This window comes from Methylotenera sp., from assembly GCF_030653755.1.
Taxonomy (GTDB): domain Bacteria; phylum Pseudomonadota; class Gammaproteobacteria; order Burkholderiales; family Methylophilaceae; genus Methylotenera.
The window spans coordinates 1-24,847 of sequence record NZ_JAURYU010000027.1 but is presented as its reverse complement, the minus strand read 5'-3'; the positions used below and the strand labels follow the sequence as shown (position 1 = coordinate 24,847).

At 42.6% G+C, this 24,847-nt stretch carries 24 protein-coding genes and 1 pseudogene; 9 read left to right on the top strand and 16 right to left on the bottom strand.

Features of this window, described 5'->3' with window-relative positions; translation table 11 throughout:
• Positions 1-124 precede the first annotated feature (124 nt).
• Positions 125-2,197 carry a methionine--tRNA ligase gene (gene metG, locus Q7U33_RS05175; protein WP_304858540.1) on the top strand — a complete coding sequence of 691 codons (2,073 nt, stop codon included), beginning with the start codon at positions 125-127 and terminating at the stop codon, positions 2,195-2,197.
• Between the two features lie 342 nt (positions 2,198-2,539).
• Here the strand turns inward: metG and Q7U33_RS05170 are convergent, their stop codons facing one another.
• From Q7U33_RS05170 to cmk, 6 genes are all read right to left on the bottom strand, one after another.
• Positions 2,540-2,908 carry a ComEA family DNA-binding protein gene (locus Q7U33_RS05170; protein WP_370651986.1) on the bottom strand — a complete coding sequence of 123 codons (369 nt, stop codon included), beginning with the start codon at positions 2,906-2,908 and terminating at the stop codon, positions 2,540-2,542.
• Between the two features lie 9 nt (positions 2,909-2,917).
• Complete coding sequence (gene pyrF / locus Q7U33_RS05165) at positions 2,918-3,643, bottom strand: orotidine-5'-phosphate decarboxylase (RefSeq protein ID WP_304858539.1); 726 nt, start codon at positions 3,641-3,643, stop codon at positions 2,918-2,920.
• Between the two features lie 16 nt (positions 3,644-3,659).
• Complete coding sequence (gene lapB / locus Q7U33_RS05160) at positions 3,660-4,832, bottom strand: lipopolysaccharide assembly protein LapB (RefSeq protein ID WP_304858538.1); 1,173 nt, start codon at positions 4,830-4,832, stop codon at positions 3,660-3,662.
• Positions 4,833-5,044: 212 nt separating this feature from the next.
• The gene (locus Q7U33_RS05155) at positions 5,045-5,326 is read right to left on the bottom strand and encodes an integration host factor subunit beta (RefSeq protein WP_015832458.1); all 282 of its coding nucleotides are present in this window, start codon (positions 5,324-5,326) and stop codon (positions 5,045-5,047) included.
• A gap of 39 nt (positions 5,327-5,365) precedes the next feature.
• Positions 5,366-6,868, bottom strand: coding sequence for a 30S ribosomal protein S1 (gene rpsA, locus Q7U33_RS05150; RefSeq protein ID WP_304858535.1), 1,503 nt, complete (start codon positions 6,866-6,868; stop codon positions 5,366-5,368).
• A 300-nt stretch (positions 6,869-7,168) separates the two neighbouring features.
• Positions 7,169-7,864 carry a (d)CMP kinase gene (gene cmk / locus Q7U33_RS05145; protein ID WP_304858534.1) on the bottom strand — a complete coding sequence of 232 codons (696 nt, stop codon included), beginning with the start codon at positions 7,862-7,864 and terminating at the stop codon, positions 7,169-7,171.
• A gap of 99 nt (positions 7,865-7,963) precedes the next feature.
• Between cmk and Q7U33_RS05140 the strand changes: the two genes are divergently transcribed.
• Positions 7,964-8,188: a DUF2061 domain-containing protein gene (locus tag Q7U33_RS05140; protein ID WP_304858533.1), complete on the top strand. Its 225-nt coding sequence runs from the start codon at positions 7,964-7,966 to the stop codon at positions 8,186-8,188.
• A gap of 61 nt (positions 8,189-8,249) precedes the next feature.
• Here Q7U33_RS05140 and aroA read toward each other — a convergent pair whose 3' ends face one another.
• From aroA to aat, 4 genes are all read right to left on the bottom strand, one after another.
• Entirely contained in the window at positions 8,250-9,530 is a 1,281-nt protein-coding gene (aroA, locus tag Q7U33_RS05135) for a 3-phosphoshikimate 1-carboxyvinyltransferase (RefSeq protein WP_304858531.1), read from the bottom strand.
• Between the two features lie 29 nt (positions 9,531-9,559).
• Positions 9,560-10,441: a prephenate dehydrogenase/arogenate dehydrogenase family protein gene (locus Q7U33_RS05130; protein WP_304858530.1), complete on the bottom strand. Its 882-nt coding sequence runs from the start codon at positions 10,439-10,441 to the stop codon at positions 9,560-9,562.
• Positions 10,442-10,519: 78 nt separating this feature from the next.
• On the bottom strand, positions 10,520-11,254 hold the full coding sequence (locus Q7U33_RS05125) for an arginyltransferase (protein WP_304858529.1): 735 nt from the start codon (positions 11,252-11,254) through the stop codon (positions 10,520-10,522).
• A gap of 21 nt (positions 11,255-11,275) precedes the next feature.
• Complete coding sequence (aat, locus tag Q7U33_RS05120) at positions 11,276-11,998, bottom strand: leucyl/phenylalanyl-tRNA--protein transferase (protein ID WP_304858528.1); 723 nt, start codon at positions 11,996-11,998, stop codon at positions 11,276-11,278.
• A 226-nt stretch (positions 11,999-12,224) separates the two neighbouring features.
• On the opposite strand from aat, the gene Q7U33_RS05115 reads away from it, so the two are divergent.
• The 3 genes from Q7U33_RS05115 to Q7U33_RS05105 all read left to right on the top strand — a co-directional run bounded on the left by Q7U33_RS05115 (position 12,225) and on the right by Q7U33_RS05105 (position 15,444).
• Entirely contained in the window at positions 12,225-12,512 is a 288-nt protein-coding gene (locus Q7U33_RS05115; protein WP_304858527.1) for a hypothetical protein, read from the top strand.
• A gap of 128 nt (positions 12,513-12,640) precedes the next feature.
• Positions 12,641-14,038, top strand: a complete 1,398-nt coding sequence (locus Q7U33_RS05110) for a TolC family protein (RefSeq protein ID WP_304858526.1) — start codon at positions 12,641-12,643, stop codon at positions 14,036-14,038.
• The gene (locus Q7U33_RS05105) at positions 14,038-15,444 is read left to right on the top strand and encodes a multicopper oxidase family protein (protein ID WP_304858525.1); all 1,407 of its coding nucleotides are present in this window, start codon (positions 14,038-14,040) and stop codon (positions 15,442-15,444) included. The genes Q7U33_RS05110 and Q7U33_RS05105 overlap by 1 nt, the downstream gene beginning before the upstream one ends.
• 20 nt (positions 15,445-15,464) lie before the next feature.
• On the opposite strand, the gene Q7U33_RS05100 is transcribed toward Q7U33_RS05105, so the two are convergent.
• A complete protein-coding gene (locus Q7U33_RS05100) occupies positions 15,465-16,094 on the bottom strand; it encodes an exopolysaccharide biosynthesis protein (protein ID WP_304858523.1) in 630 nt (209 codons plus the stop codon).
• Positions 16,095-16,300: 206 nt separating this feature from the next.
• Between Q7U33_RS05100 and Q7U33_RS05095 the strand changes: the two genes are divergently transcribed.
• On the top strand, positions 16,301-18,448 hold the full coding sequence (locus Q7U33_RS05095; RefSeq protein ID WP_304858521.1) for a YgiQ family radical SAM protein: 2,148 nt from the start codon (positions 16,301-16,303) through the stop codon (positions 18,446-18,448).
• A 39-nt stretch (positions 18,449-18,487) separates the two neighbouring features.
• Positions 18,488-19,345 (top strand): TraB/GumN family protein, encoded by an 858-nt coding sequence (locus Q7U33_RS05090; protein WP_304858520.1) that lies wholly within the window; start codon positions 18,488-18,490, stop codon positions 19,343-19,345.
• 10 nt (positions 19,346-19,355) lie between these two features.
• On the opposite strand, the gene Q7U33_RS05085 is transcribed toward Q7U33_RS05090, so the two are convergent.
• The 3 genes from Q7U33_RS05085 to Q7U33_RS05075 form a co-directional block, all read right to left on the bottom strand.
• A complete protein-coding gene (locus Q7U33_RS05085; protein WP_304858518.1) occupies positions 19,356-19,946 on the bottom strand; it encodes a lipocalin family protein in 591 nt (196 codons plus the stop codon).
• A gap of 91 nt (positions 19,947-20,037) precedes the next feature.
• A complete protein-coding gene (locus Q7U33_RS05080) occupies positions 20,038-20,622 on the bottom strand; it encodes a DUF502 domain-containing protein (RefSeq protein ID WP_304858517.1) in 585 nt (194 codons plus the stop codon).
• 135 nt (positions 20,623-20,757) lie between these two features.
• Positions 20,758-21,483, bottom strand: coding sequence for a 16S rRNA pseudouridine(516) synthase (locus Q7U33_RS05075; RefSeq protein WP_304858516.1), 726 nt, complete (start codon positions 21,481-21,483; stop codon positions 20,758-20,760).
• A gap of 264 nt (positions 21,484-21,747) precedes the next feature.
• Here Q7U33_RS05075 and Q7U33_RS05070 point away from each other — a divergent pair, with 264 nt between their 5' ends.
• Positions 21,748-22,533 (top strand): RNA methyltransferase, encoded by a 786-nt coding sequence (locus Q7U33_RS05070; RefSeq protein WP_304858515.1) that lies wholly within the window; start codon positions 21,748-21,750, stop codon positions 22,531-22,533.
• Between the two features lie 33 nt (positions 22,534-22,566).
• Positions 22,567-23,067 (top strand): pilin, encoded by a 501-nt coding sequence (locus Q7U33_RS05065; protein WP_304858513.1) that lies wholly within the window; start codon positions 22,567-22,569, stop codon positions 23,065-23,067.
• 673 nt (positions 23,068-23,740) lie between these two features.
• Here Q7U33_RS05065 and hslO read toward each other — a convergent pair.
• Together hslO and Q7U33_RS05055 are read right to left on the bottom strand one after the other, a co-directional pair.
• The gene (gene hslO, locus Q7U33_RS05060; protein WP_304858512.1) at positions 23,741-24,652 is read right to left on the bottom strand and encodes an Hsp33 family molecular chaperone HslO; all 912 of its coding nucleotides are present in this window, start codon (positions 24,650-24,652) and stop codon (positions 23,741-23,743) included.
• A 68-nt stretch (positions 24,653-24,720) separates the two neighbouring features.
• Positions 24,721-24,847, bottom strand: a pseudogene (locus Q7U33_RS05055) (IS1595 family transposase); the annotation flags it as partial.

The following is a 24,847-nucleotide window of genomic DNA, read 5'->3' as shown; positions in this document are numbered from 1 at the left end:
TGCATAAACTACACGCCATAATTGATTAATTGAATATGCGCACTTAAAAACAGTAATCATTGCTGTGTGAACCATGCCGCATTTGTTAGAATGTCGTTTTTAGCTCAATAGATTCATTTATCTCATGGCAACAGCAAATAATCCTCGTAAAATTCTTGTTACTTCAGCACTTCCGTACGCTAACGGCAGTATTCATTTAGGTCATTTAGTGGAATACATCCAAACTGATATTTGGGTGCGTTTTCATAAAATGCAAGGCCATCAGGTGCATTATGTATGTGCAGATGACACACACGGCACACCCATTATGTTGCGCGCTGAAAAAGAAGGCATTACCCCTGAAACACTGATTGCCAATGTACACAAAGAGCATTCAGCAGATTTTTCAGAATTCTTAGTTCAGTTTGATAACTACTATTCTACGAATGCACCTGAGAACAAAGAACTCTCGCAAAGTATTTATAAAAAATTAAAAGCAGCGGGTAAGATTTCAACTAAAACCATCGAGCAGTTTTATGACCCTGTCAAAAACATGTTCTTACCAGATCGCTTTATTAAAGGTGAGTGTCCTAAATGCCATGCTAAAGACCAATACGGTGATAGTTGTGAAGTGTGTGGCGCAACGTATAACCCGACAGAACTGATTAATGCATATTCTGCTGTTTCTGGCTCGGCACCAGTGCGTAAAGAGACCGAGCATTATTTCTTCAAATTATCTGAATGCGAGCAGTTCTTAAAAGATTGGACGCGCTCTGGCACCTTACAAGGTGAGGCAGCTAACAAGATGGGCGAGTGGTTTGAAAATGGCCTAAACGATTGGGATATTTCACGTGATGCGCCTTACTTTGGCTTTGAAATCCCAGATGCACCAGGTAAATATTTTTATGTATGGTTAGATGCCCCAATTGGCTACATGGCAAGCTTCAAGAGTCTGTGTGCAAAGCAGGGGTTAGATTTTGATGAGTACTGGGCGAAGGATAGCCAGACTGAGCTTTATCACTTTATCGGTAAAGATATTCTGTATTTCCACGCTTTATTTTGGCCTGCGACATTAGAGTTCTCAGAGCATCGCAAGCCTACCCAAATTTTTGCACATGGTTTTCTAACCGTCAATGGCGAGAAAATGAGCAAGTCACGCGGTACATTCATTACTGCGCGTAGTTATTTGGACTATATTAAAAATCCAGAATATTTACGTTATTACTATGCGGCTAAGTTAAATAGTACGATGGAAGATATTGACCTGAATTTAGAAGACTTTGTGGCGCGCGTGAATAGTGATTTGGTGGGTAAGTACATCAATATCGCAAGTAGAACCGCTGGTTTTATTAATAAGCGTTTTGAAGGGCAATTAAACCCATCTGCTAACAATGCTGTGGTGTCAGAAATCAAAGCATCGGCCAATGTCATTGCTGAGAGTTATGCAGAGCGAGAATATGGTAAAGCATTGCGTGAAATTATGCGTTTGGCTGATCTTGCCAATGGTTTTGTGGCTGAAAAAGCACCGTGGGTGATGGCAAAACAAGAAGGTCAAGATTCAGCTTTACAAGAGGTATGTTCAGATGCTTTGGAAATGTTCCGTTTATTAACTCTGTATTTAAAGCCTGTGTTACCAAAATTGGCTGGTGAAATTGAGCAGTTCTTAAATATAGCGCCACTTAGCTGGAGTGCTGTTGCTACTTCATTATTATCGCAACATCGTATCAATGCTTATGAACATTTGATTACCCGTGTTGATGCTAAGCAAATTGAAGCGATGACTGAGGCGAATAAAGAGAATTTACAGGCAACGCCAACACCAGCGCCACATTCCCAACAGCGCCATGCAGAGCATCAGCAAGCAGCGAGTGCAGAGGTGGCGGAAGCTGAATATATTAGTATTGATGATTTTACTAAAGTAGATTTACGCATTGCAAAAATCGTCAATGCAGAGCATGTGGAAGGCGCAGAGAAATTACTTAAGCTTTCTTTAGACATTGGTGAAGATAAACCACGTCAAGTGTTTGCGGGTATTAAATCTGCCTATGATCCAGCGACTTTAATCGGCCGCTTGACAGTGATGGTCGCCAATTTAGCGCCAAGAAAAATGAAGTTTGGCATGAGTGAAGGCATGGTGCTCGCTGCAAGTGATGAGCGAGGTGGCCCATTTATCTTGAGCCCAGATGAGGGTGCTGCGCCAGGGATGAAAGTGAAGTAATTCGAGGCTGACGCAAGAATTTTTTCATAAAAGTAAACTTAAAATTTAACAAAAATCCCGCATCGCGGGCTTTTTGTTAATGGCATGCAGTTATTGCTAAACTACCTCTTAAATAAAAAACTGTCACATATCTGTTTGTAGGAGCGATCATTTGGCGTGTGAGCCAGCGTTTGGCTTCCCCAATTTACCACACCAGTAAACTGGTAAGTAAAGTGTGACAATTTATTGCCTATATTCCACGGACATGCCTAGCACTGGTAACCGCGAAAGCAATTGCTCTCGATCATTGGTCATTACGCAAATATATATCCACGCCATTGTTGACAGCGTTTAGCTATTATTTTATTGGGTAGCAGCAGGCTCTTTAGCTGGTCTATTTGGCTTTAATACATTGTGGTTGGCTGTTTTTGCAGATTCAGAAGCTTGATTGTTTTTGGTGGCATTAGCTGCTTTTCTATGCTTAATGACAAACAATTGCTTACGAAGTTTTTCTACTGTAGCTTCGCCAATACCCTTCACGTTTTCTAACTCATTAATGGTTTTAAAATCACCGTGTTGTTTACGGTAGTCTAAGATCGATTTTGCTTTAGCTGGACCAATGCCTTTAATTTCCTCAAGTTCAGACTGGCTTGCCGTATTGAGATTAATGGCAGCAAGTGCTGATAAGTTAAGGTTTAAAACTAGAAATAAAGCGAGCAGAAAAATTTTCATACACTTGTATCAAATCACTGTTTGGCATTCTTTATGTATCGCCTCAAGAGCGGCAAGCGGGTTGGCTGCTTTGGTGATAGGTCTGCCTATCACTAGGTAGCTTGAGCCAAGCTTTAAGGCGTCAGCAGGGGTTACGATGCGTGATTGGTCATCTTTGCTGGCGTTTGCAGGGCGAATGCCAGGAGTCACTAGACAAAAGTCCTGACCTAACTGCGCTCTTAATGCTTCAGCTTCAAGTGCAGAGCACACCACGCCATCAAGGCCTGCCTGCTGAGTGAGTGTTGCAAGGTTTAATACATGCGTTGCTAAGTCCGTTTGAATGCCGATTTGATTCAATGTTTGTTGATTCATGCTAGTGAGCACGGTCACTGCAATCAGTAATGGTTTGTTTGGTGTGTCATTCACTGCTTGTTTTGCCGCTTGCATCATTTCCATGCCGCCACTTGCATGCACGTTCAGCATCCAGATACCTAGGTTACTTGCTGCAGTACACGCTTTAGCGACAGTGTTAGGAATATCGTGAAATTTTAAATCTAAAAATACACCAAAATTTGAACGAGCCAAAGTCTCAACAAATTGCGGACCTGTACTGGTAAATAACTCTTTTCCCACTTTTAACCTGCAAAGGGCAGGGTCTAATTGCTTAACAAGTGCTAGTGCGCTTGCGCTATCTGCATAATCTAAGGCGACAATGATTTTCGGATCAGGTTGTTGTGAATTTAGTGATGTAGTCATGGAGTGTATTGAGTAATTAAACGGCAGTAGGTTCTGATGGGAGCGCTTCCCATGCGTTGCAAGCTGGACATTGCCAGTGATGGTATTTGGCTTTAAAGCCGCACTGCTCGCAATGGTAGGCTGTTTTGTTGCCAATTGCATGGCGTACTGCCTGCTGCATGAGTTGCGTGTCTTGTAGGTTGCTATGTTCTGGTTGGTTGGTCTCCACAATGGCGCGAGCTTGTAGCAGTAAATCTAGCGTGTTTAAGCTCGGCATTTTGATCAGTTCAGTGCGTGCTAGTTTTGCTGCGTTTTCAGCGCCTTCTTCTACTAAAGTCGCTTCATACAATACGTTGAGTAATGAACTGAGTTGGTATGTTTGTAAGTAAGTGCTTAATAAAGCAAGGCCTTCTGATGTTGCATTTAAAGCGCGGTAACTTGTTAGCAGTTTCGGTGCGATAAGACCTAAGTATTCTGGTTGCTGAAACTCTACGCGCTTCCAGGTAGAGATGGCAGCTTTATGCTCATCAGCTTCAGCTTCTAAGTCCCCAAGCAGTACATTCGCCCGCACGCAGTTCTTATTAGCACTCAGGGCTAAGTCCAGTTCAAATCTTGCGCTATGGGTGTCATTAGCAAGCTTGGATTTAACCGCCATTTCACAGTAGTAGTGTGAAATTTCAACCCTGAAAGGTACGCCAGATAATCGCTCTAGTTCTGTTGCGGCTTTAATCGCACGTTCCCATTCACGTTCACGTACATAAATTTCAAGTAAAGCGCGTAGTGCTGGTTGGCGATAGCGGTCATCGTCCAATGTTTCAAAAAGTTCTTCAGCGCGGTCAAGTAAGCCAGCTTTCAGATAATCTTGTGCGAGCTCTGCGGTCACGGCGAGTTTTTGTTGTGGTTCTAGTTCTTTTTTTGAGAGTAAATTAAGGTGTAAATGAATTGCGCGGTCAACTTCACCACGTCTTCTGAATAAGCTACCTAATGCAAAATGTAGTTCGAGCGAATCTGTATTGGCTTGCACTGCCTCTGAAAAAGCTTCAATCGCTTTATCGTGCTGATTGGTAATTAAAAAGTTAAGGCCTTTAAAGTAGGCGGCTGGCAGGGCGGTTGATTCAGCTAAGAGTTGTTTAAGGTCAACGCGAGCGGCTATCCAGCCTAAGCTAAAGAATAAAGGTAATGCCAATAGCCACCAAAACTCAAATTCCATTTTATTCTACTTTATTAATTGATTAGGGTTGTTGTGTTAAGCGTGTGGGTTGCTTATACATATAACGTGCGATATTTAAATCTGATTATAAGGCTTAACTCGAGCTAAGCCTTATTTTACGAATTAGCGTTATTTTACCTTAATTGTATATGGCAATATAAAAAAACGGCAACCATTTGGTTGCCGTTTAGACTGGAACTTAAAAGCAAATGCTAGCTTAAATCCACACGTTCACGTAATTCTTTACCAGCTTTAAAGTGAGGTACATGTTTCTCAGGTACCTCCACTTTGCTACCAGTTTTTGGGTTGCGACCTAAACGCGGTGGACGATAATTTAAGCTAAAGCTGCCAAAGCCTCTTATTTCAATGCGTTCGCCTGTCGCTAGGTTATCAGACATCGCGTCTAATATTGCCTTCACTGAAAGCTCTGCATCTTTCATCACTAATTGCGGGAAACGTTCAGCAAGTAGTGTGATTAGCTCAGATTTTGTCATGCTTATATGCCTTTTTCTTGATACTAAATAACGGGCTAATTATTTCTTGCTGTCTAACTTAGCTTTTAACAATGCGCCAAGGTTTGTAGTACCAGCAGCCGCGCCGTCATCAGGCATTGGAGCAGGTTCTTTTGTTTTAGCAGATTTAGCTTTAGGTTTAGCATCTGATTTTTCATCAGAAGTTGCGCCTGAAGGATCAGCTGACAATTGTTTAACGCCTAAAGAAATACGCTCTTTCTCAACGTCGATAGCTAAGATCACAGCTTGTAACTCGTCACCTTTTTTGAAGTTACGGATTGCTTCTTCGCCAGTTTGTGTCCATGACAAGTCTGACAAGTGAACTAAACCATCAATGCCACCTGGCAAGCCAATGAACACGCCGAAGTCAGTGATAGATTTGATTTGGCCTGAAACTTTGTCGCCTTTAGCGTGAGTTGCAGAGAAATCATCCCAAGGGTTAGATTGGCATTGTTTCATACCTAATGATAAGCGACGACGAGCTTCGTCGATCTCAAGAATCATTACTTCAACTTCGTCACCTAATTGAGCGATTTTTCCTGGGTGAATGTTTTTGTTTGTCCAGTCCATTTCTGAAACGTGAACTAAACCTTCGATACCTGGTTCGATTTCAACGAATGCACCGTAGTCAGTCAAGTTAGACACTTTACCGAACAAGCGTGTGCTTACTGGGTAACGGCGTGTCAATGCAACCCATGGGTCGTCGCCTAATTGTTTGATACCTAATGAAACACGGTTTTTCTCTTGATCAAATTTCAATACTTTAGCTTCAACTTCTTCACCTACTGTTAATACTTCAGATGGGTGTTTTACACGACGCCATGCTAAGTCAGTAATGTGTAGCAAGCCATCAATGCCGCCTAAGTCTACGAACGCGCCGTAGTCAGTAATATTTTTAACGATACCTTTAACAACAGCACCTTCAGCCAATGTACCTAGTAAAGCTTCGCGGTCAGCACCAGCAGAAACTTCCATGACAGCACGGCGTGAAACAACGATGTTGTTACGTTTACGGTCTAGTTTGATCACTTTCAAATCACATTCTTTGTTTTCGAATGGAGTAGTATCTTTTACTGGACGTACGTCAACCAATGAACCTGGCAAGAATGCCATGATGCCATTTACAGATACGCGTAAACCACCTTTAACTTTACCACTTACGAAACCTTTGATGATGCGGCCTTCGTTCATTGCATCTTCTAAGTCTAACCATGTTTCCATGCGCTTAGCTTTTTCGCGTGAAAGAACAGTTGAACCGAAGCCGTCTTCTAGCTTCTCAATTGCTACTTTAACAAAGTCGCCCACTTGAACTTCAAGTTCACCTTGAGCATTACGGAATTCATCAGCGTTGATTACGCTTTCAGATTTAAGACCTGCGTTAACGATCACATGATCATTATCAACAGAAACAACTTCAGCGGTGATCACTTCGCCAGAACGCATTTCTTGGCGAGCTAAGCTTTCTTCGAAAAGCGCAGCAAAAGATTCCATAGGTGAAGCAGTAGAATTAGAAGTAGAAGCCATTAATTAAAATTACCTAAAATATCCCACCTAGCAGTGGGGTAGTTAAAAAGCTACGAATCGGTGCGATGCGTAGGACGATACCGAGTTTTAGAAACCCAAAGATGGAATTATAACTAAAACATTGAAAAATAAAAGACTATTTATGAATTTTTACTGATATTTTGTGATAAAAAATACTTTTTTCGTACTATTTTTGGCTAAATCAAGGTGTTGCAATGCAATCTTGATTTTATTTTTAAATGTTGATTTTCTCAATTATTTAACTGAAATAGCTTAGGTCCAGCCTAAATCGGTATGCTTTCAACTATTCGTTACCTGTTGATAAGCATTTAACACAGTATTGACTGCATCTGTGATGCCTAAGTTGTCTGTTTCTAGCAATATTGCATTTTCAGCCATGACTAATGGAGCGCTCGCTCGACCTTTGTCTCTTGCGTCGCGTTCTTGCAGGTCTTGCAGAATGCTTTCATAATTGGCAGGCTGGTTTTTGCCTATTAGTTGCTTGTAACGTCGTTCTGCTCTCACTTCAGTGGATGCAGTCAGGAATATCTTAAGCGGTGCAGATGGGAAAATCACCGTGCCCATATCTCGGCCATCGGCAACCAAGCCAGGTGCTTGATGAAAGCTATGTTGTAAATCAATTAAAGCAGCTCTCACTGGTGCATGCACTGCAACTTGTGAGGCACCTTTGCCCATCTGTTCTCTACGAATTTCTTCTGAAATGTCATGGTCGTTTAAAAATACCTGCCCATTTTTGAATTTAATATGCAGTGCTTTTGCACAGTCAGCCACGGCATTGGCATCATCCCATGCAATGTCATTTTGCTGTGCGGCGAAAGCAACAACCCGATAAAGTGCCCCAGAGTCTAAATAAGCGAACCCAAGTTTATCTGCAACTAGTTGAGCAACCGTACCTTTACCAGAAGCTGATGGCCCATCGATGGTAATGACTGGGATGTGTTGGGTCTGCATTGTATTCACTTGCGTTTTATTCATTTGTAAAATTTATCGTAGCGTTAATAACAATCAATTGGATTTAATAATTGCCTAGGGGGATGATAGCCTCATTGTAGTTTGCAACTTTTGGAGAGCAACATGGCTAAAACATTTTCATTCGCGATTTTACACTTTACCGTTGCGTTTACGGTAGGTTATTTATTAACAGGTAGTGCCATGGTCGGTGGCATGCTTGCTGTGATTGAGCCTGCTTGCAACACGGTTGTATTCCATTTTCATGAAAAGGCTTGGAAGAGGTTTGCTGAGGTTGACCCTCAAACGCATGCAAGTGCGGTTAAGTCTGGTTGGCTTCATATTCATTAATGGTGAGTAATCACACATTTAACTGCAATGAAGCCGTGTTGATTAAGGCGCAATATTTAATTTAAGAGATTAACTTTTTAAACTCAGCAAAATAGTTGGGGAATGTTTTAGCCACACAATTGGGGTCGTTAATGGTAATAGGCACGCCGCCTAAGCTTACCAGTGAAAAACACATCGCCATGCGGTGGTCGTCGTAGGTATCAATCACTGCATTAGGCGTTAGTTTTTCTGGAGGGGTGATGCTGATGTAGTCTGCACCTTCTTCAACAATCGCACCTACCTTGCGTAGTTCGGTTGCCATGGCAGAGATGCGGTCAGTTTCTTTCACACGCCAGCTTGCAATGTTGCGTAATGTACTAGTGCCTTTTGCAAACAGAGCAATAATCGCGAGTGTCATCGCGGCATCTGGAATATGGTTGCAATCAAGGTCTATGGTATTGATACTCACTGCTTTGCTAGCAGTAATATGGTGATCACCATAGCTTATATTGCCGCCCATGAGCGCTAGTGCATCTGCGAAACGCACATCGCCTTGAATGCTATCTTTGCCTAATCCTGCTACTGACACATTACCTGCAATTGCACCTGCCGCTAAGAAGTAGGAGGCGCTTGATGCATCGCCCTCTACAAAAATTTCTTTGGGTGAGGAGTAGTGACTATTGGCTGGAATAGTGAAACTTTGCCAGCCATTACGTTCGACTTGAACGCCAAATTTCGCCATCAAATTGAGTGTAATCTCAATATAAGGTTTGGAGATTAGCTCACCCACAACTTCAATGGTGGCTTGTTGCTTGGTTAATGGTAATGCCATCAGTAGGGCGGTTAGGAACTGGCTGGAAACATCGCCGCGAATCTTAATGGGTTTGGATACGTCAATTTGAGGCGGAGTGATTTTTAATGGAGGAAAGCCATCATTGCCTAAATATTGAATAGCTGCGCCCGCCTGTACTAAAGCATCAACTAAATCACCAATGGGGCGCTCATGCATGCGAGGGACGCCTGATAGCGTGTATTCGCCACCAGCTAGCGCCAATGCTGCTGTGAGTGGCCTGAAAGCCGTTCCAGCATTCCCTAAAAATAAGTCAGCCTTTTTATTAGGGAAATGGCCACCACAACCCTCTACACGCCATGCATTTTCAGCAAAGTTTTCTAGTTTTACGCCTAAGGTTTCCAAGGCTTCCAGCATACGTGAGGTATCGTCTGATACCAGTAGGTCGCGTATTTCAGTTGTGCCGTGAGCGAGAGCTGCAAGCAGTAATGTGCGGTTTGAAATACTTTTTGAGCCAGGTAAGGTAATGCTGCCTTGTGCTTGACTGCTAGCTGCAAGTGTAAGTTGTTCCATATTTAATTCTTTAAATTCTTTAATTTAGGTTATTGCTCTTTGAGCTTTGCCCAGTTGTTGCGAGCGGTGCTGGCACGTTCAAACAATGCGTGTAAACCTTTACCATCATCGCGTTCCAGCATTTGTTTTAGTCGAGATAATTCATCTTGATAGGCGGTGATTTCACTCAGTAATGCAGTTTTGTTGGCTAAGCTAATATCACGCCACATTTCAGGATGGCTACCCGCAATACGCGTAAAGTCTCTAAAGCCACTCGCTGCAAATCCAAATAGCTGTTCTGCATTAGCGCGTGATGCAATGTCATCTACCAACGCGAAAGCGAGTAGGTGTGGAAGGTGACTAACGGCGGCAAAGATACCATCATGTGTTTCTGCTGGCATTTCAGTGACATTTGCACCACAGCATTGCCATAGTTCACGCACACGTTGAACCGCATTTTCGTTAGTGTTGTTAGTCGGGGTTAGTACTACATTTTTGTTGAGGTATAAATCTGCGGTTGCTGCCTTTACGCCGCTTTTTTCAGCCCCTGCAATCGGGTGCCCGCCCACAAACTGAGCAAATTGCTCACCTAAGATTTCTTTCGCGCATGCGAGCACATCACTTTTAGTGCTGCCAGCATCAGTCACCACAGTATCTGCATGCAGGTGTGGCTTAATTGCCTTTAAAATCAGCGGTGTTTGTGCAACTGGCGCGGCAATCAATATGATATCAGCGTGCAAAAGTGCTTCAGCGATATTGCTGGTTGCCGTGTCGATGACGTTTAGATCTATTGCGGTTTGCAGACTTTCGCTAGATCGACCAACGCCTACAATTTCTGCCGAGCTTCCTGCTTTTTTTAGTGCAGATGCAACAGAGCCGCCGATGAGACCTACGCCAAAAATAACGAGTTTTTTTAGAACCTGATTTTTCAAAGCATATTCATTCTTTTATTAATATGCCCAATTGTAGCATTGAACCTTATTTTTCTGCTTTAGCTAAAGTTGATGTGCTTATTTAACCCATTCCCCATCGATGAGTTTTTCTAGGGGTTTAAAGTTTTGTTTGTAAGCCATTTTTTTGCTGTCTTTAATCCAATAGCCTAAATATAGGTAGGGTAGGCCTAATTCTCTAGCCCAAAGTGTTTGCCATAACACGTTATAAGTACCATAGCTGCTGCTGGTGTCGGTAGTGTCATAGAAGGTATAAACCGCTGATATGCCATCCCTAACAATATCAATAACGCTAACCATTTTGAGTTGGCTATTATCTCTAAACTCAACAATCACACTTTCTACGTTGGATTGACATAAAAAGCTTTGGTATTGCTCAATATTGGTTTCTTGAGATTCGGTTTCGGCTTGTATTTTTTCATCACTATGACGTGCGCGTTGATAGCTTGCATAGAGTGTGTAATGCTCTTCATGAAAACCTACTGGCAGTATGGTAGTGCTGAGGTTTTGGTGCTGTTTAAAAGCACGTTTCTGGCTACGGTTTGGGTTGAATTGATCTAAAACAATTCTGACTGCGATACATTCTTGGCAGTTTTCACAATGTGGCCTGTACGAGAACTTTCCGCTGCGCCTAAAGCCTTGTTGGATTAAGCCGCTATACACTTTTGCATCGACCAGATGTTGCGGCGCGGCAATTAAGCTTTGTGCCATTTTGTTTGGCAGATAGCCGCAAGCGTAACCTGTGGTGACGTAAAATTGCAGTTTTTGCAGTGGCGTATCGCTAGGTAGGCTCATGGCAAAAGTATAATCCTATTTTTAATCGATGTTGCTAACTATGGTGTTTGTTAAACTGATATTGGTAAGCTTAGTTAAGTAAGATGCAAATGCTGTGCGGTTTATTTCTCTCGCGCCAAAGCTGGCTAAGTGAGCTGTTTTCATCTGGCAATCAATCAGTGCTACACCTTCCGCTGTGAGGTGCTGGACTAGGTTTGCAAAAGCGACCTTGGAGGCATCTGTTTTGTGATGAAACATGCTTTCACCATAAAACATATTGCCTATACGCACACCATAGCAGCCGCCGACTAATTGATTGTCTAAATAAGCCTCTGCTGAAATGGCAAACCCTGCTTCATGTAGTCTGCAGTAGGCTTCAATAATCTCTTGTGTAATCCAAGTACCAGCTTGTTGTGACCGTGTGGTGGCGCTGCAAGCTGTGATGACTTCTCGAAATGCAGTGTTGAATCGAACCTCGAACACTTTTTTCTTCAATGTTTTTTGTAGCGAGTTTGATATTTTTAGCTCGTTTGGAAACAACACCATGCGTGGGTTAGGGCTCCACCACATAATGGGTTCGCCATCACTAAACCATGGGAAGATGCCTTGATGATAAGCGGTGAGTAAACGCGGTAGAGATAAATCTCCGCCAATCGCGACCAAACCATTAGGGTCTGTCAGTGCTTCGCTGAGTGGTGGGAAGTCACAATCACCATCAATACTGGCAACTCGACCGTTGGGTAGTTGATAATATCCGTGGCTCATAAACTTTAGTCTTGATTCTCTTGTCTTATTCGTATTATGCTATCTATGTAATGATAAGCGTACTATTGTAGATGCATCATTTAAACGTAAGTTTTAAATATCTGAATTTCAAATATTGAGGTAATCATACATATTCATGAAATTGTTTAGGCTACCTTTTTTAAGGGTTTTCGTAGTTCTGCTACTTGCTGTGTTTGTTACAAATACAGTTTACGCGGCAGGCGTGATGACGTCTAAACCTTTTGAAAATGTAAAAGAAAGTATTGCTGTACAACATCAGGATCATACGCAAGAAGCAACACATTGCCATGATCAAGATAAAAGTACTGATCAAAATCTTAACGTACACAGCAGTTGTAACCAATGTCATCATTGTTTTGCTTGCTTTTCTGCGCTTCCACTAGTGTCGTTAAGTGCAGCCACTATTAAGCCCCCAATGGTTTTGGCAGTTTTATTTGCGCCAATCTACTTATCCCCAGTCACTATTCAACCGCAAAAACCCCCTATTCTTTAAATGTTCTCACCTGAACGTATGAGCATAAGCTGGTTAGCTATGTTCATCGTTTATATTCACTTTAACTGAGTGTGTATTGATGATTTGTGGCTATGTACCACAAGTTTTTGACTGAATTTGGAGGTTGTATGAATAGGGATAAAAAGCTCTTAAGCGGAGCGCATTCCCCCCGTGGTTTTTTTACCTGTATTTTGGCTGGTTTTGTGCTGGCTGGATGCGCTAGTTTTTCTAAAGATGGCGGCCTAGGTGACGTGAAGTCTGTCGTTCAGAAGCATATCAAGCAGGAGGTGGTTTGGCCAAAATCAGCTGATGAGCAAAAGATGATAACTACACGCGTTGACGATATCCTCGCAAAGCCCATAGACGTTGAAGATGCCGTGCAGATTGCATTGCTCAATAATAAGTCTTTGCAGAGCTCGCTTTATGATTTAGGGATTGCTGAGTCTGATATCGTGCAAGCTGGGCGTTTGCCTAACCCTAAATTTTCAATGTTTTATGCGCGTAATCATGGAGATTACAAAATTGAGCAGGCGCTCACGTTTAATATTTTTTCATTAGTAACGATGCCTAAAGTATTGGAAATTGAGCGCCAACATTTTGAGAAAACCAAACAAGATGTCGCGCTTAATGTGTTGCGCTTGGCATACCAAACAAGGATTGCATACTTTAATGCTGTATCTGCTAATCAACAACTAGATTACAGCTTACAAGTGAAAAACTCTGCCGAGGCGAGTGCTGAGTTGGCAGCACGCATGAAGCGCGCTGGTAACTGGAATCACCTTGAGCTGGCAAGGGAGCAAGGGTTTTTTGCCGATGCGGTTTTGGGTGTGTTAGAGGCTAAAAATCAGCAGGTGCGTGCGCATCAGTGGTTGTCTCGATTGTTAGGGGTGTCTGTCGATAAAATTAAACTACAGAAACGTTTACCTGATTTACCAAAAACAACGGTTGAATTAAGGGCGTTTGAGCAAGGCGCTTTTGAACAAAGGTTAGACCTGCAAGCGATGCGGTTAGAAACAGAAAACTTAGCAAAGCGTTTGGGCTTAACCAAGGTGACAAGGTTTATTAACGTTTTTGAAATAGGGCCTGCCAGAGTTTTAGAAGGAAGACGAGGCGGTGATTACAAAAAAGGTGTTGATTTATCCTTTGACTTACCTTTGTTCGATTGGGGTGGCGCCAAAGTTGCACGTGCCGAGGCTAGCTATATGCAGGCGGTTAACCTTACTGCGCAGATGTTGATTGATGCACAATCTGAAATTAGCACAGCACATAATCATTACTTAGTCAGTTATGAAATTGCCAAGCAATACCGAGACGAGATTGTCCCTTTGCGTAAAAAAGTATTGGATGAGAACCAGCTACGTTACAACGGTATGCTGGTGAGCCCATTTGAGCTTTTTTCAAGTGCGCGTGCGCAGGTAGATAGCGTCAATACCTATATTAAAAAATTACATGCATTTTGGTTGGCAGAGGTAGGTCTGCAAATGAGCATGGTGGCGAGTGTTAGTTTGATTGAGGGAAATGAATAATGGATACGCCAAAATCAACAAAAAATATATCAAGGCGTGATTTTTTTAAGGTGGCTGGTGCAGGCATCGCATTAACCGCTGTGAATAAAGTTGCCCTTGCTGCATTACCTGAAATAGTGACGGCTGAAAAAGCTAACACCCAAGCGCCATTGCATCCTGATAATGGGCGACCATATAACCCTGTGGTGACGCTGAATGGATGGAGCCTGCCTTGGCGGATGAGAAATGGTGTTAAAGAGTTTCACCTGGTGGCTGAACCCGTGATACGTGAAATGGCGCCAGGCATGAAAGCGCATTTGTGGGGTTATAACGGACAAAGCCCTGGGCCTACCATCGAAGTGGTAGAGGGTGACCGTGTTCGAATTTTTGTGACAAACCGACTGCCTGAAAAAACCAGCGTGCATTGGCATGGTCAGCGTGTACCTAACGGCATGGATGGCGTAAGTGGTTTAACGCAGCCAGCTATACCACCAGGTAAAACTTATGTGTATGAGTTTGAAGCAAGGCGGGCGGGTACTTTTATGTACCATCCTCATGCAGATGAAATGACACAAATGGCGATGGGTTTAATGGGTAGTTGGGTGACACACCCCAAAAATCCGAAGTTTATGCAAGTTGACCGTGATTTTATTTTTTTACTCAATGCCTATGATATTGAGCCTGGTAGTTACACACCCAAAACCAACACCATGCTAGATTTTAATTTATGGACATTTAATAGCCGTGTTTTTCCTGGGATAGATCCATTGGTTGTGAATAAGAATGATCGTGTCAGAATCCGTGTGGGAAACCTCACCATGACTAATCATCCTATTCATTTGCATGGCCACGAGTTTCAGGTAACAGGTACAGATGGTGGGTGGGTGCCAGCATCTGCAAGATGGCCTGAAGTCACCACGGATATTGCAGTCGGGCAGATGAGAGCAATTGAGTTTGTTGCCGATGAGTTGGGTGACTGGGCTTTTCATTGCCATAAAAGCCACCATACCATGAATGCAATGGGTCACGATGTGCCAAACATGATAGGGGTTAAACAGCATGACCTTGTGGGGAGAATCAATGATTTATTGCCTGATTATATGGCGATGGGTGAGACTGGCATGGCGGAAATGAGTGAGATGGCGAGCATGATGGAGATGCCTTTGCCAGAAAACACACTGCAAATGATGACGGGAACTGGGCAATATGGTGCCATTGATATGGGCGGGATGTTCACAACGCTAAAAGTGCGAGAAGGGCTTGCTAAAAATGACTATCAGGACCCTGGCCCCTATCAGCACCCTAAAGGGTCGGTAGCTTACGAGTACGTTGGTGAAGTGCCTGCTGTGACCAGACCACCAGCGACTGATGAGCAATCAGCAGTGGAGGTTCATGTGCGCAAACCTTCAGGGCATTCAGGACATTAGCATTGTCAGGGCATTGGTATTTAGAGTATGTTGAAAAATGCTAATGCCTTTTCACCAAAATACCAAAGTGCAAAAAAGAACACAGTGAAATAAATCACCGTGATGATGAGCCAAAAGAATGCAATCAAGTACATCAGCCCGTCATCTTCAAGTTCACCGATGCAATAAAACAGAATAGCTAAGCCAGGTAGAAAGTTATTGAATGGCAATACCCCAAAAGGGATTGCCATTAATCCGCCAGCTGCCAGTAAAATAAAACCACCTATTTTCTGACCACGCCTTCCTTCTGCGATCATTGGATAGCGTGGCTTACTAATTTTTCTGCATAAACCTAAAATCTCTATGCAGACTTTAACTAGCATTCTCCAAGTTTTCTCATTAAATTCAATGGCTAGTATTTTCTTTGGCAATATGGGAGATTCATGACCACGTAACAATTGCCAGCCTAGCGTGCCAAAAGCGATTCCCCCAAGTACAGTGAATGGACCTAGAGGGATAGGTTGCAGAAATGGCATTACCAGAATGATGCAAATAAATGCATAACCAGCTTCATCTAGGGTATCTAGCGCCTCGCCTACCGTTAAAGGCTTGTCTTTTGCTTTTTCTGCAAATTGATGCAAAGTTTGTACTAAACTTTCGTAGCTACGCATAAGTTTTTGTCTAGACTCATCGATGGTATGTGCTTATATTGTAAGTAATAATGCGGGGTATAGTCGTTAAAAACTGATATTAAATTTATTTAGTTTGCATCGCTGAAGGATTGAACTATAAAAAAGCTTCTTAATCATATGATTAGCGCGTAAAATGCGCGCACTTTTATCGATTTATAGTAGATACCTTGGAACAATATTCAACAATGTTAGCAAAACCTATTCCTAGCTATCGTCCTTACTGGGCGAAGCGGTTTGGGCCTGCGCCAATTTTACCGATGTCACGCGCAGAGATGGACGCTCTTGGCTGGGATAGTTGCGACATCATTTTGATTACAGGGGATGCTTATATTGACCACCCTAGCTTTGGCATGGCTTTAGTTGGCCGCTTGCTAGAGGCGCAAGGCTTTAGAGTAGGGATTATCGCGCAACCAGATTGGCAAAATGCAAATGCGTTCAAAGTATTAGGTAAGCCTAATCTTTATTTTGGGGTCACCGCAGGCAATATGGATAGCATGGTGAACCGCTATACTGCCGATAGAAAAATCCGTAGTGATGATGCCTACACACCTGATGCCGCAGCTAATAAACGCCCTGATCGTGCTGTGTTGGTGTATAGCCAGCGCTGTCGTGAAGCCTACTCAGATGTACCTTTGGTGGTTGGTAGCATTGAGGCGAGTTTGCGTCGTATTGCCCATTATGACTATTGGTCTGACAAAGTGCGTCGTAGTATTTTGGTGGACTCTAAAGCAGATATTTTATTGTACGGTAATGCAGAACGTGCACTGGTCGAACTCAGCCACAGAGTTGCTAAAGGTGAGAAAATTGCGGACATTCAAGATATTCGTGGCACTGCTTTTTTACGTAAAAAGATTCCAGAGGGCTGGAGTGAAATAGAAAGCACAAAGCTTGATCGTCCTGGTGCTGTAGATAAGCCAGTTGACCCTTATGAGATGAAGATGGGTAAGGCCGATGCTAGCTGCGCAACAGATGAAGCTAAAACAGCATTGCCCGATGGCGTAAAAGGCATTGAGATTGTGCCCAATCTAAGGTTAAAAGCACCAAAGGCAGATAGAACCAAGCAGGTGGTACGTTTGCCTGCGTATGAAGAGGTCGCTAATGACCCTGTGTTATACGCCCATGCTTCAAGGGTGCTACATTTGGAGGCTAACCCAGGCAATGCGCGTGCTTTAGTGCAAAAGCATGGTGACCGTGAAGTATGGCTGAACCCGCCGCCCATCCCACTTACCACTAAAGAGATGGATTACGTGTATGACATGCCTTATGCACGTAAGCCACATCCAGCCTATAAAGATGCAAAAATCCCTGCATGGGAGATGATACGTTTCAGCGTGAACATTATGCGCGGCTGCTTTGGCGGTTGTACATTCTGTAGTATTACTGAGCATGAAGGCCGCATTATTCAAAGCCGTAGTGAAGCTTCTATCCTTAAAGAGGTGGAAGAAATTCGAGATAAAGTTGATGGCTTTACTGGGGTAATTTCAGATTTGGGCGGACCTACTGCCAATATGTACCGTATTGCATGTAAATCTGAAACGATCGAAAAAAATTGCCGTAAATTAAGCTGCGTTTATCCTGGAATTTGTGAAAACTTAAATACTGATCACAGTGCTTTGATTCAGTTGTATCGTAAAGCGCGTGCTATCAAAGGTGTGAAGAAAATTCTCATCGGCTCAGGTTTGCGTTATGACTTAGCGGTGAAATCACCAGAGTATGTCAAAGAGTTGGTACAACATCATGTGGGCGGGTATTTGAAAATTGCACCAGAGCATTCAGAAGAAAATGTGCTGAGCAAGATGATGAAGCCTGGCATGGGTGCTTATGACGAATTTAAAGTCATGTTTGAGAAGTACAGTGCAGAAGCAGGTAAGAAGCAATATTTGATTCCATACTTTATCGCCGCGCATCCGGGCACGACAGATGATGACATGCTGAACTTGGCATTGTGGCTAAAGAAATACGACTTCAAATTAGACCAAGTGCAAACCTTTACGCCTACGCCAATGGCAATGGCGACCGCAATGTATCACTCAGGTAAAAATCCCTTGCGTAAAGTGACGGCAGATTCTGATGATGTGCCTATTCCTAAAGCAGGTAATGTACGTAAATTACATAAAGCTTTTATTCGCTATCATGACCCTAATAACTGGCCTATGTTACGCGAAGCACTCAAAAAAATGGGGCGTGACGATTTGATTGGCAGTGGCAAGCACTGTTTGATTCCTGCTTGGCAGCCACTTTCAAGTAAGCCTGTGACAACAGTGCGTGGTGAGCAATTAGAGCGAACTGTTAGGCCTAGACGAACCACAGAGAAAAAACGTAAATACTCTTAGGCAATTCTGCACGAGGGTGATTTAACTTTAAGGTGATTCATGCTTAATTTTTGTAAACCCCTCATTTATGTTTTATTGCTGTCTTTACTAAGTACAACAGCTTTTGCAGAGCAAGGGCTGTTCTGGAAAGCAGAATCTAACGCCAGTAAACCTATTTATCTGTTTGGTACGATTCATACTGATGATAATCGTGTCACTGACTTTCCCCCTCAAGTCATCGCAGCATTAAAATCAGTCGATGTTTTTATGATGGAGGTCGAGCCCCCTAAAGACACTAGTATGTTGCAGATGCAAGATGCTAATCTCAGTGCAATGTTGAGTGCGCAAGAGTTAGAACAGCTGTATGCATTAGCTGATTTTCATGTGATGCATCGAGATGCTGCGTTACGCACAAAACCTTGGCTGTTAGCGGTGGTGTTTGATTCGCCAAGGCCACTAACGCCTTATGCGCAAGATAATCTACTGATGCGCTTGGCTGAAGACTCAGGAAAAGAAGTCATTGGCTTAGAAACAGCGGTTGAACATTTTTCTGTGATGGATAGCTTAACGCTTGATGAGCAACTGGCTTTTTTGCGCAAGGTGTTAAAGCGTAGTCAGAAAATTAAAGAGCGAGATTACGAGCGGCTATTAAAAGCTTATTTAAAAGGTGATGCAGATAAGTTAAATGCGATCAATGATCAGATGACAGGTAGTATGCTGCCTGCCGAATTGTGGGCGCGTATGCGTGTTAAATTGTTAGACGAGCGTAACTTGGCGATGGCTGAGCGTATGTTAGCCAAAGCAAAAGATAAAAGCTTGTTTGTGGCAGTAGGCGCTTCACACCTCGCGGGTGAAACTGGATTAATTGCAGCATTAAAGCAAGCGGGTTATAAGTTGAGCGTTGTAAAAAAACAATAAACCACAATGTCTAATTTGTAACGTGGCGCCCAGCCTCATAATTAACCACTTCTGGCGACTGATTGACGTAAATCAATTTATCTGTTTCAAACCCGAGTTCTTTGGCTTGTGCAATTAAATGTTGTTTAATCGGGTAGGATAGTTGTGGTGTACGTGAAAGTATCCAGAAATAAGATTTGTCTGGCCCGCAAATCATCACGTAGTTGTAATAAGGTTTATCCAACTCAATAATGTTGTAAGCACCATAGAACGGCCCAAAGAACGACACTTTCAGTTTACCTGTGTTGGTTTTATCTGCATTAGCGGGGTCAATAAAATAGGCTTTACCAATCGCCTCTTTCCATTCTTTGGTTTTTGGGTTAAATCCACGATTGATTACCTTTAGGCCTCCATCATCTCGCAGGCTGTAAGTGGCAGTTATATTGTCTAGGCCACGTTCGAAGCTGTGATCTAGCCGTGCAATCTCATACCAAGTGCCTAGGTATTGGTTGGCATCAAAACTATCAATGACTTTTACATTGTCTGGTACTCCCATGCATGAAGACAATAGCAAGCAGCTTGAAATAAGTAAGTGGCGTAATGAATTATTGAGCAGTGTCATCGTGAACAAATTCTAATATTTTATAGTTAGTGATCTGACCATTAAATGGTTTAAAAATTCTATTGATTATGATTTAAATGATTGACTGATATTAATCTGACTTTAACATCCATGCAAAGAGTGAAGAACGCATGACTTCTTCTGCCGACATATCAATTGGCATTAACCAATCACGCGGCACAAAAACAGTGTAACCACCAATCATATAACCCATCGGTAAGTAGACAGCTACACGGTCACCCTGAATAAATCCATCAGGCAAACCATCTGTATTTTGTCTGGTAATTAAGCCCACCATTTCAAGCTCATATCCAGGAATCTTTAAGGTAACGGCTTGCTGAGAGCTACCTTTTTTATGTGGTGCAAAATAATCAGCAAAACTCTTTAATGATGAATAGATGCTTTTTACAACTGGCAGATTTGTAAATGGAAATTCGATCAGTGAGAGTATTTTGTATATATATTGGTGTGACACAAGATAGCCCAGTAGAACAATGCCACCTAGTCCTAATGCAAGACCCAAGCCAGGGATGTAGAAGTCACCAATGATTGGGCGCACCCACCACATGGCAATTTGCTCCGCCCATGATAAAAAAGCGTATAGCAGATATACAGTGAGTCCTAATGGTAAGGCTGTAATCAGGCCGCGAAAAAAGTATTGATAGATGCGCTTCATCGTACTCCTAATTTATATAGTGCTACTGTTTGAGCGATTGATTAGATTATGTTTGCTTTGTCATTATATTAAAAGCTTTGCGTTAAAAACTTGTGCTTAGAAATTGGGTTAAAAATTTAGATTAGAAGTTGATCTCTAGTTTTTATTTTCTGGTTTTAAAGCACTCAGGTCAGCTTCACTTAGCCAGCGCCACTCTCCAAGCTTTAAATCTTGCGGTAACGCTAAACGTCCAATTTCAATGCGTTTTAATGCCTCTACGCGGTTGCTAATCGCAGCAACCATGCGTTTAACTTGATGGTACTTACCTTCCGCAAGCGTCATGTGAATCACATGGTCGTTAATTTTTGTGCAGGCTAAAGCTGCAATAGGTGCATTTTCATCTATTAATTGTACGCCCTTTAAAATATGGGCGATTTGCTCATCACTTACTGCATGCTTACAAGTTACTTCATATACTTTAGGCACTTTGTGTTTTGGTGAGCTCATACGATGAATAAACTGGCCATCATCAGAAATTAAAATAAGCCCAGTAGTATCTTCATCTAACCTGCCAATACATTGTACGCCACGCTCCACCAGCGGATGGGGAAGCAAACTATAGATAGTTGGGTGATGCTGGGTTTTATGAGAGCACTCGTAGTTGCTTGGTTTGTGCATCATGAGATAAGACTTTTCACGATAGTCCCATGCTTCACCTTTGATTGTGTAGTGCAGATTTTCTAGCTCAAATGTGGCATCAGGGTCGTTACAGGGTTCACCATTAACGGTGACCTCTTCGTTGATGACCAGAATACGACATAGCTTGCGTGCCCCAAAGCCTTGGTTGTGTAAAATGCGTTCGATAGAAAGTTTTTTAGCCATAGTGCTATTATAAGGCACAAACAAAAAGGCTTGCGCTGTAAAGTTTGCACTTAGGTACATACATGGTCTTTTGATTGACCGTACAGATTTTCCCTAAAATGCTAATTATTTTGGCAGCGATGGATGTAAAAAGATGGAGGTAACAACGTTTGTGCCCATTGAATATTTTATTTAGTGTTCACTTCACTTAATTTGGTTTAATCATCATGTAATGAAAAGTAAGATTAGGTTAAACTAAGCCTTTAAATTATAAACAATCGTCATATGTCTTTTAAGCACATCGTCTCACGCGACAATCCAGTTTTTAAACAACTTAAGAAGTTTGCAGATAATGCACGAGAGCGCCGTGCTGAAGGCAAAACACTGTTGGATGGCGTGCATCTTATCGAATCCTATATGGCTACGTTTGGTGAGCCTGAGTTAGTGATTATTCCAGAAGGCAAAAGCACCGTAGAAGCAACTGGGCTCATACAAGCCTTAGTTGATATTCCCACCATCATGCTGCCAACTTTGCTGTTTGCTGAGTTGACCCCTGTGACTAACGCAACTGGTATTTTGGCGCTGGTCAAAATACCGCAATTGCCTGTTCCAGAGAAGCCAGTATTTGCATTAATGCTAGAAGACATACAAGACCCAGGTAATATTGGTAGCATGTTGCGCACAGCGGCTGCATCTGGTGTTGAAGTGGTGTACTTAAGCATTAGTTGTACTGATGCGTGGTCGCCTAAGGCGTTGCGAGGCGGGCAGGGCGCACAGTTTGTGTTACCGATTGTTGAACGCGCTGACTTAGTGAAAACATTGCAAGAATTTGAAGGTAATAGCTACGCAACAGCCATGCAGGGGGAGTCTCTTTATGCACAAGACTTATCTACACCTACCGCATTTGTGATTGGTAACGAAGGGGCTGGGCTACGTAGCCAAACCATGGCTGCCACTACCAAGCGGATTACTATCCCGATGGCGCAGACGGCGCTTGGCTCAGTTGAATCTTTAAACGCGGGTGCAGCCACCGCTGTTTGTTTGTATGAACGTATGCGGCAGGTAAACTAAATTTAGTTGTGATGATGGAGTACGGAGTCAAATATGCAAATACAATCTGAGCAATTGGCGCCTTCTGCACATGGGTTTAGCGTGATAGAAATGATGGTGGTTGTCGCTATTTTAGGCATATTAGCAATGGTGGCGATTCCATCAAGCATGAGCAAAATTATTAAAGAGCAAGTTACCGCTGCTTTGCCATTGGCAGATATTGCAAAGGCACCTATCGCAGCAACTTGGTCAATTGCGCAGGTGATGGTGGCTAATAATGCAGAGGCTGATTTACCTAGCCCTGACAAAGTCGTGAGTAATTTTATCAGTGCATTGGAAATTCATAACGGCGCAATTCATATGACCTTTGGTAACAAAGCACATCCTCAAATTAAAGATAAAATACTTAGTTTAAGGCCCGCTGTAATTGAGGAGTCTAGAGTGGTGCCAGTGGCGTGGGTGTGCGGCAATGCTAAAGCTCCAGAAAAGATGACAATAAAAGGTGAAAACAGAACCAATATTCCACCTGAATATCTGCCACATTTGTGTAGGTAGGACTATATACACTGTTGGAAGGTATGGTGTTGGTGGGTTTGTTTAGGTAGGAAGTGTGCTTAAATATTTGTTTTATAATGAAGTACCAGTAAATATTTTTTAGGGACTGTCCTAGATAACCAGTGTTATATATTCAGGTAATTTAGATTTAATAAAGGCATGGTTCTATAGGCACATGATTGATTGTGTGAATATTGATAGTGTTAAGTAATGCTGCTTTTGCGCAATCGATTGTGAGCGCACACCTAACTGTAGGAGCGGTCATCGACCGCGAATGCTATGCTAAATTTCCACCTAACATTTTAATCATCCAATAATGTAGCTAATTGAGAGGCTTTGTTCGCGGCTACTAGCCGCTCCTACATACGACTTTGCAAGTGCTTCAGCACTTAGCAAATCGGAGTGCCTGTGGTACATGCGACTTTTCAAGAGATATCATTCAGAATAATGCGCTTTAGCGCATATATTATGTGGGGAAGCCAAATGCTGGTATAGCAGCTTACATTGGTGGTGATGCCCTTTACGGGTAGAAAATTGGACTGTCCCTCCTACATAATCTCACCATTGCGTTTCTACACCTACCTGTAGGAGCAGTCACTGACCGCGAATGCTACGCTTAATTTCCACCTAACATATTAATCATCCAGCAATGTAGCTAATTGAGAGGCTTTTCTCAATGAACCTTTGCGCTAGGATGAGTGACGACCTCTGTCACCATTAATTGCGTTGCGTCTACTTTATCAAAGCTGTAGTGGGCGTTACAGAAGTCACAATTCACTTCAATTTTGCCTTGCTCTTCAATAATGCTTGTCAATTCCTCATTGCCCAGCATACGGAGCATGCCAGAAACACTTTCACGCGAGCAACTACAATAAAACTTAGTATTGCTTGCTTCAAAAAGGCGTACATCCTCTTCATGGAACAAGCGTTTTAATAAAGTCTCTGTTGGTAGGTTAAGCAACTCATCATCAGTGATGGTGTCAGCTAAGTGACCAATGCGGTTCCATGCGTCTAAATCTTGCGTGCTTAAATCTTCCGATTTTGTGACTTGGTTCATTGTTTCAGGGAGCTTTTGTAGCAACATGCCAGCCGCAGCGTTTCCATCGCAGTGCAACCATATTCTGGTATCAATTTGCTCAGAGCGTAGCATGTAGTTCTCAAGAATTGTACTGATGCTATCTCCCTCAAGTGGCACAATGCCTTGATATGCTTGGCGGCCATCTTTAGGGTCTAGCGTAATCATAAATTGCCCATGGGCGATGAGGTCAAATAAGTTCTGGTCATCAGAAACTTCACCTTTCCACTTCGCGGTAGCGCGAATACCAAATTCAGAGTTGCACTCTACTACAAGTAGTTTTAATGCACCTTTGCTTTGAATTTGTAGCACAAGAGAACCGCTCATTTTAAGGGTTGCAGTCAACAAAGCGCTGGCGGCCATTAACTCACCAAGCGCGCGCTTTAAACCGGCTGGCAAATGTTGCTTGTTGAGGGCTAATTGTAGCGTGCTTGTTAAATTGACAAGGTTGCCACGTATTGGTGTGTTTTCAAACACGAAACGTTGGAGTATGTCTGGTAGTTTATTCATTGCAACATTTTAACATTTAGCCAACATCATTAAATATCTTTGCTTATATTATTTTGGGTCTTAGGAAGCTAAAGCGGTTTATTTCGTAAAAGTTTAAGTATCTCAAGGTAAATGTTATCACGTCGATGATTAAATCTATATTCAGTCTCTTTCAGGTGCAGATAGAACGTATGCTTAGGGATACCGTTAAACTTT

Bases quoted from the DNA above. Each gene is read 5' to 3' on its own strand.
- Q7U33_RS05080 (WP_304858517.1), bottom strand. From the start codon at position 20,622: ATGAAGCGCATCTATCAATACTTTTTTCGCGGCCTGATTACAGCCTTA.
- aroA (WP_304858531.1), bottom strand. From the start codon at position 9,530: ATGGAACAACTTACACTTGCAGCTAGCAGTCAAGCACAAGGCAGCATT.
- Q7U33_RS05100 (WP_304858523.1), bottom strand. From the start codon at position 16,094: ATGCGTAGCTACGAAAGTTTAGTACAAACTTTGCATCAATTTGCAGAA.
- cmk (WP_304858534.1), bottom strand. From the start codon at position 7,864: ATGAATAAAACGCAAGTGAATACAATGCAGACCCAACACATCCCAGTC.
- metG (WP_304858540.1), top strand. From the start codon at position 125: ATGGCAACAGCAAATAATCCTCGTAAAATTCTTGTTACTTCAGCACTT.
- Q7U33_RS05140 (WP_304858533.1), top strand. From the start codon at position 7,964: ATGGCTAAAACATTTTCATTCGCGATTTTACACTTTACCGTTGCGTTT.
- aat (WP_304858528.1), bottom strand. From the start codon at position 11,998: ATGAGCCACGGATATTATCAACTACCCAACGGTCGAGTTGCCAGTATT.
- Q7U33_RS05105 (WP_304858525.1), top strand. From the start codon at position 14,038: ATGGATACGCCAAAATCAACAAAAAATATATCAAGGCGTGATTTTTTT.
- Q7U33_RS05170 (WP_370651986.1), bottom strand. From the start codon at position 2,908: ATGAAAATTTTTCTGCTCGCTTTATTTCTAGTTTTAAACCTTAACTTA.
- pyrF (WP_304858539.1), bottom strand. From the start codon at position 3,643: ATGACTACATCACTAAATTCACAACAACCTGATCCGAAAATCATTGTC.
- Q7U33_RS05090 (WP_304858520.1), top strand. From the start codon at position 18,488: ATGCTTAATTTTTGTAAACCCCTCATTTATGTTTTATTGCTGTCTTTA.
- Q7U33_RS05070 (WP_304858515.1), top strand. From the start codon at position 21,748: ATGTCTTTTAAGCACATCGTCTCACGCGACAATCCAGTTTTTAAACAA.
- hslO (WP_304858512.1), bottom strand. From the start codon at position 24,652: ATGAATAAACTACCAGACATACTCCAACGTTTCGTGTTTGAAAACACA.
- Q7U33_RS05115 (WP_304858527.1), top strand. From the start codon at position 12,225: ATGACGTCTAAACCTTTTGAAAATGTAAAAGAAAGTATTGCTGTACAA.
- rpsA (WP_304858535.1), bottom strand. From the start codon at position 6,868: ATGGCTTCTACTTCTAATTCTACTGCTTCACCTATGGAATCTTTTGCT.
- Q7U33_RS05110 (WP_304858526.1), top strand. From the start codon at position 12,641: ATGAATAGGGATAAAAAGCTCTTAAGCGGAGCGCATTCCCCCCGTGGT.
- Q7U33_RS05065 (WP_304858513.1), top strand. From the start codon at position 22,567: ATGCAAATACAATCTGAGCAATTGGCGCCTTCTGCACATGGGTTTAGC.
- Q7U33_RS05075 (WP_304858516.1), bottom strand. From the start codon at position 21,483: ATGGCTAAAAAACTTTCTATCGAACGCATTTTACACAACCAAGGCTTT.
- Q7U33_RS05095 (WP_304858521.1), top strand. From the start codon at position 16,301: ATGTTAGCAAAACCTATTCCTAGCTATCGTCCTTACTGGGCGAAGCGG.
- lapB (WP_304858538.1), bottom strand. From the start codon at position 4,832: ATGGAATTTGAGTTTTGGTGGCTATTGGCATTACCTTTATTCTTTAGC.
- Q7U33_RS05085 (WP_304858518.1), bottom strand. From the start codon at position 19,946: ATGACACTGCTCAATAATTCATTACGCCACTTACTTATTTCAAGCTGC.
- Q7U33_RS05155 (WP_015832458.1), bottom strand. From the start codon at position 5,326: ATGACAAAATCTGAGCTAATCACACTACTTGCTGAACGTTTCCCGCAA.
- Q7U33_RS05125 (WP_304858529.1), bottom strand. From the start codon at position 11,254: ATGAGCCTACCTAGCGATACGCCACTGCAAAAACTGCAATTTTACGTC.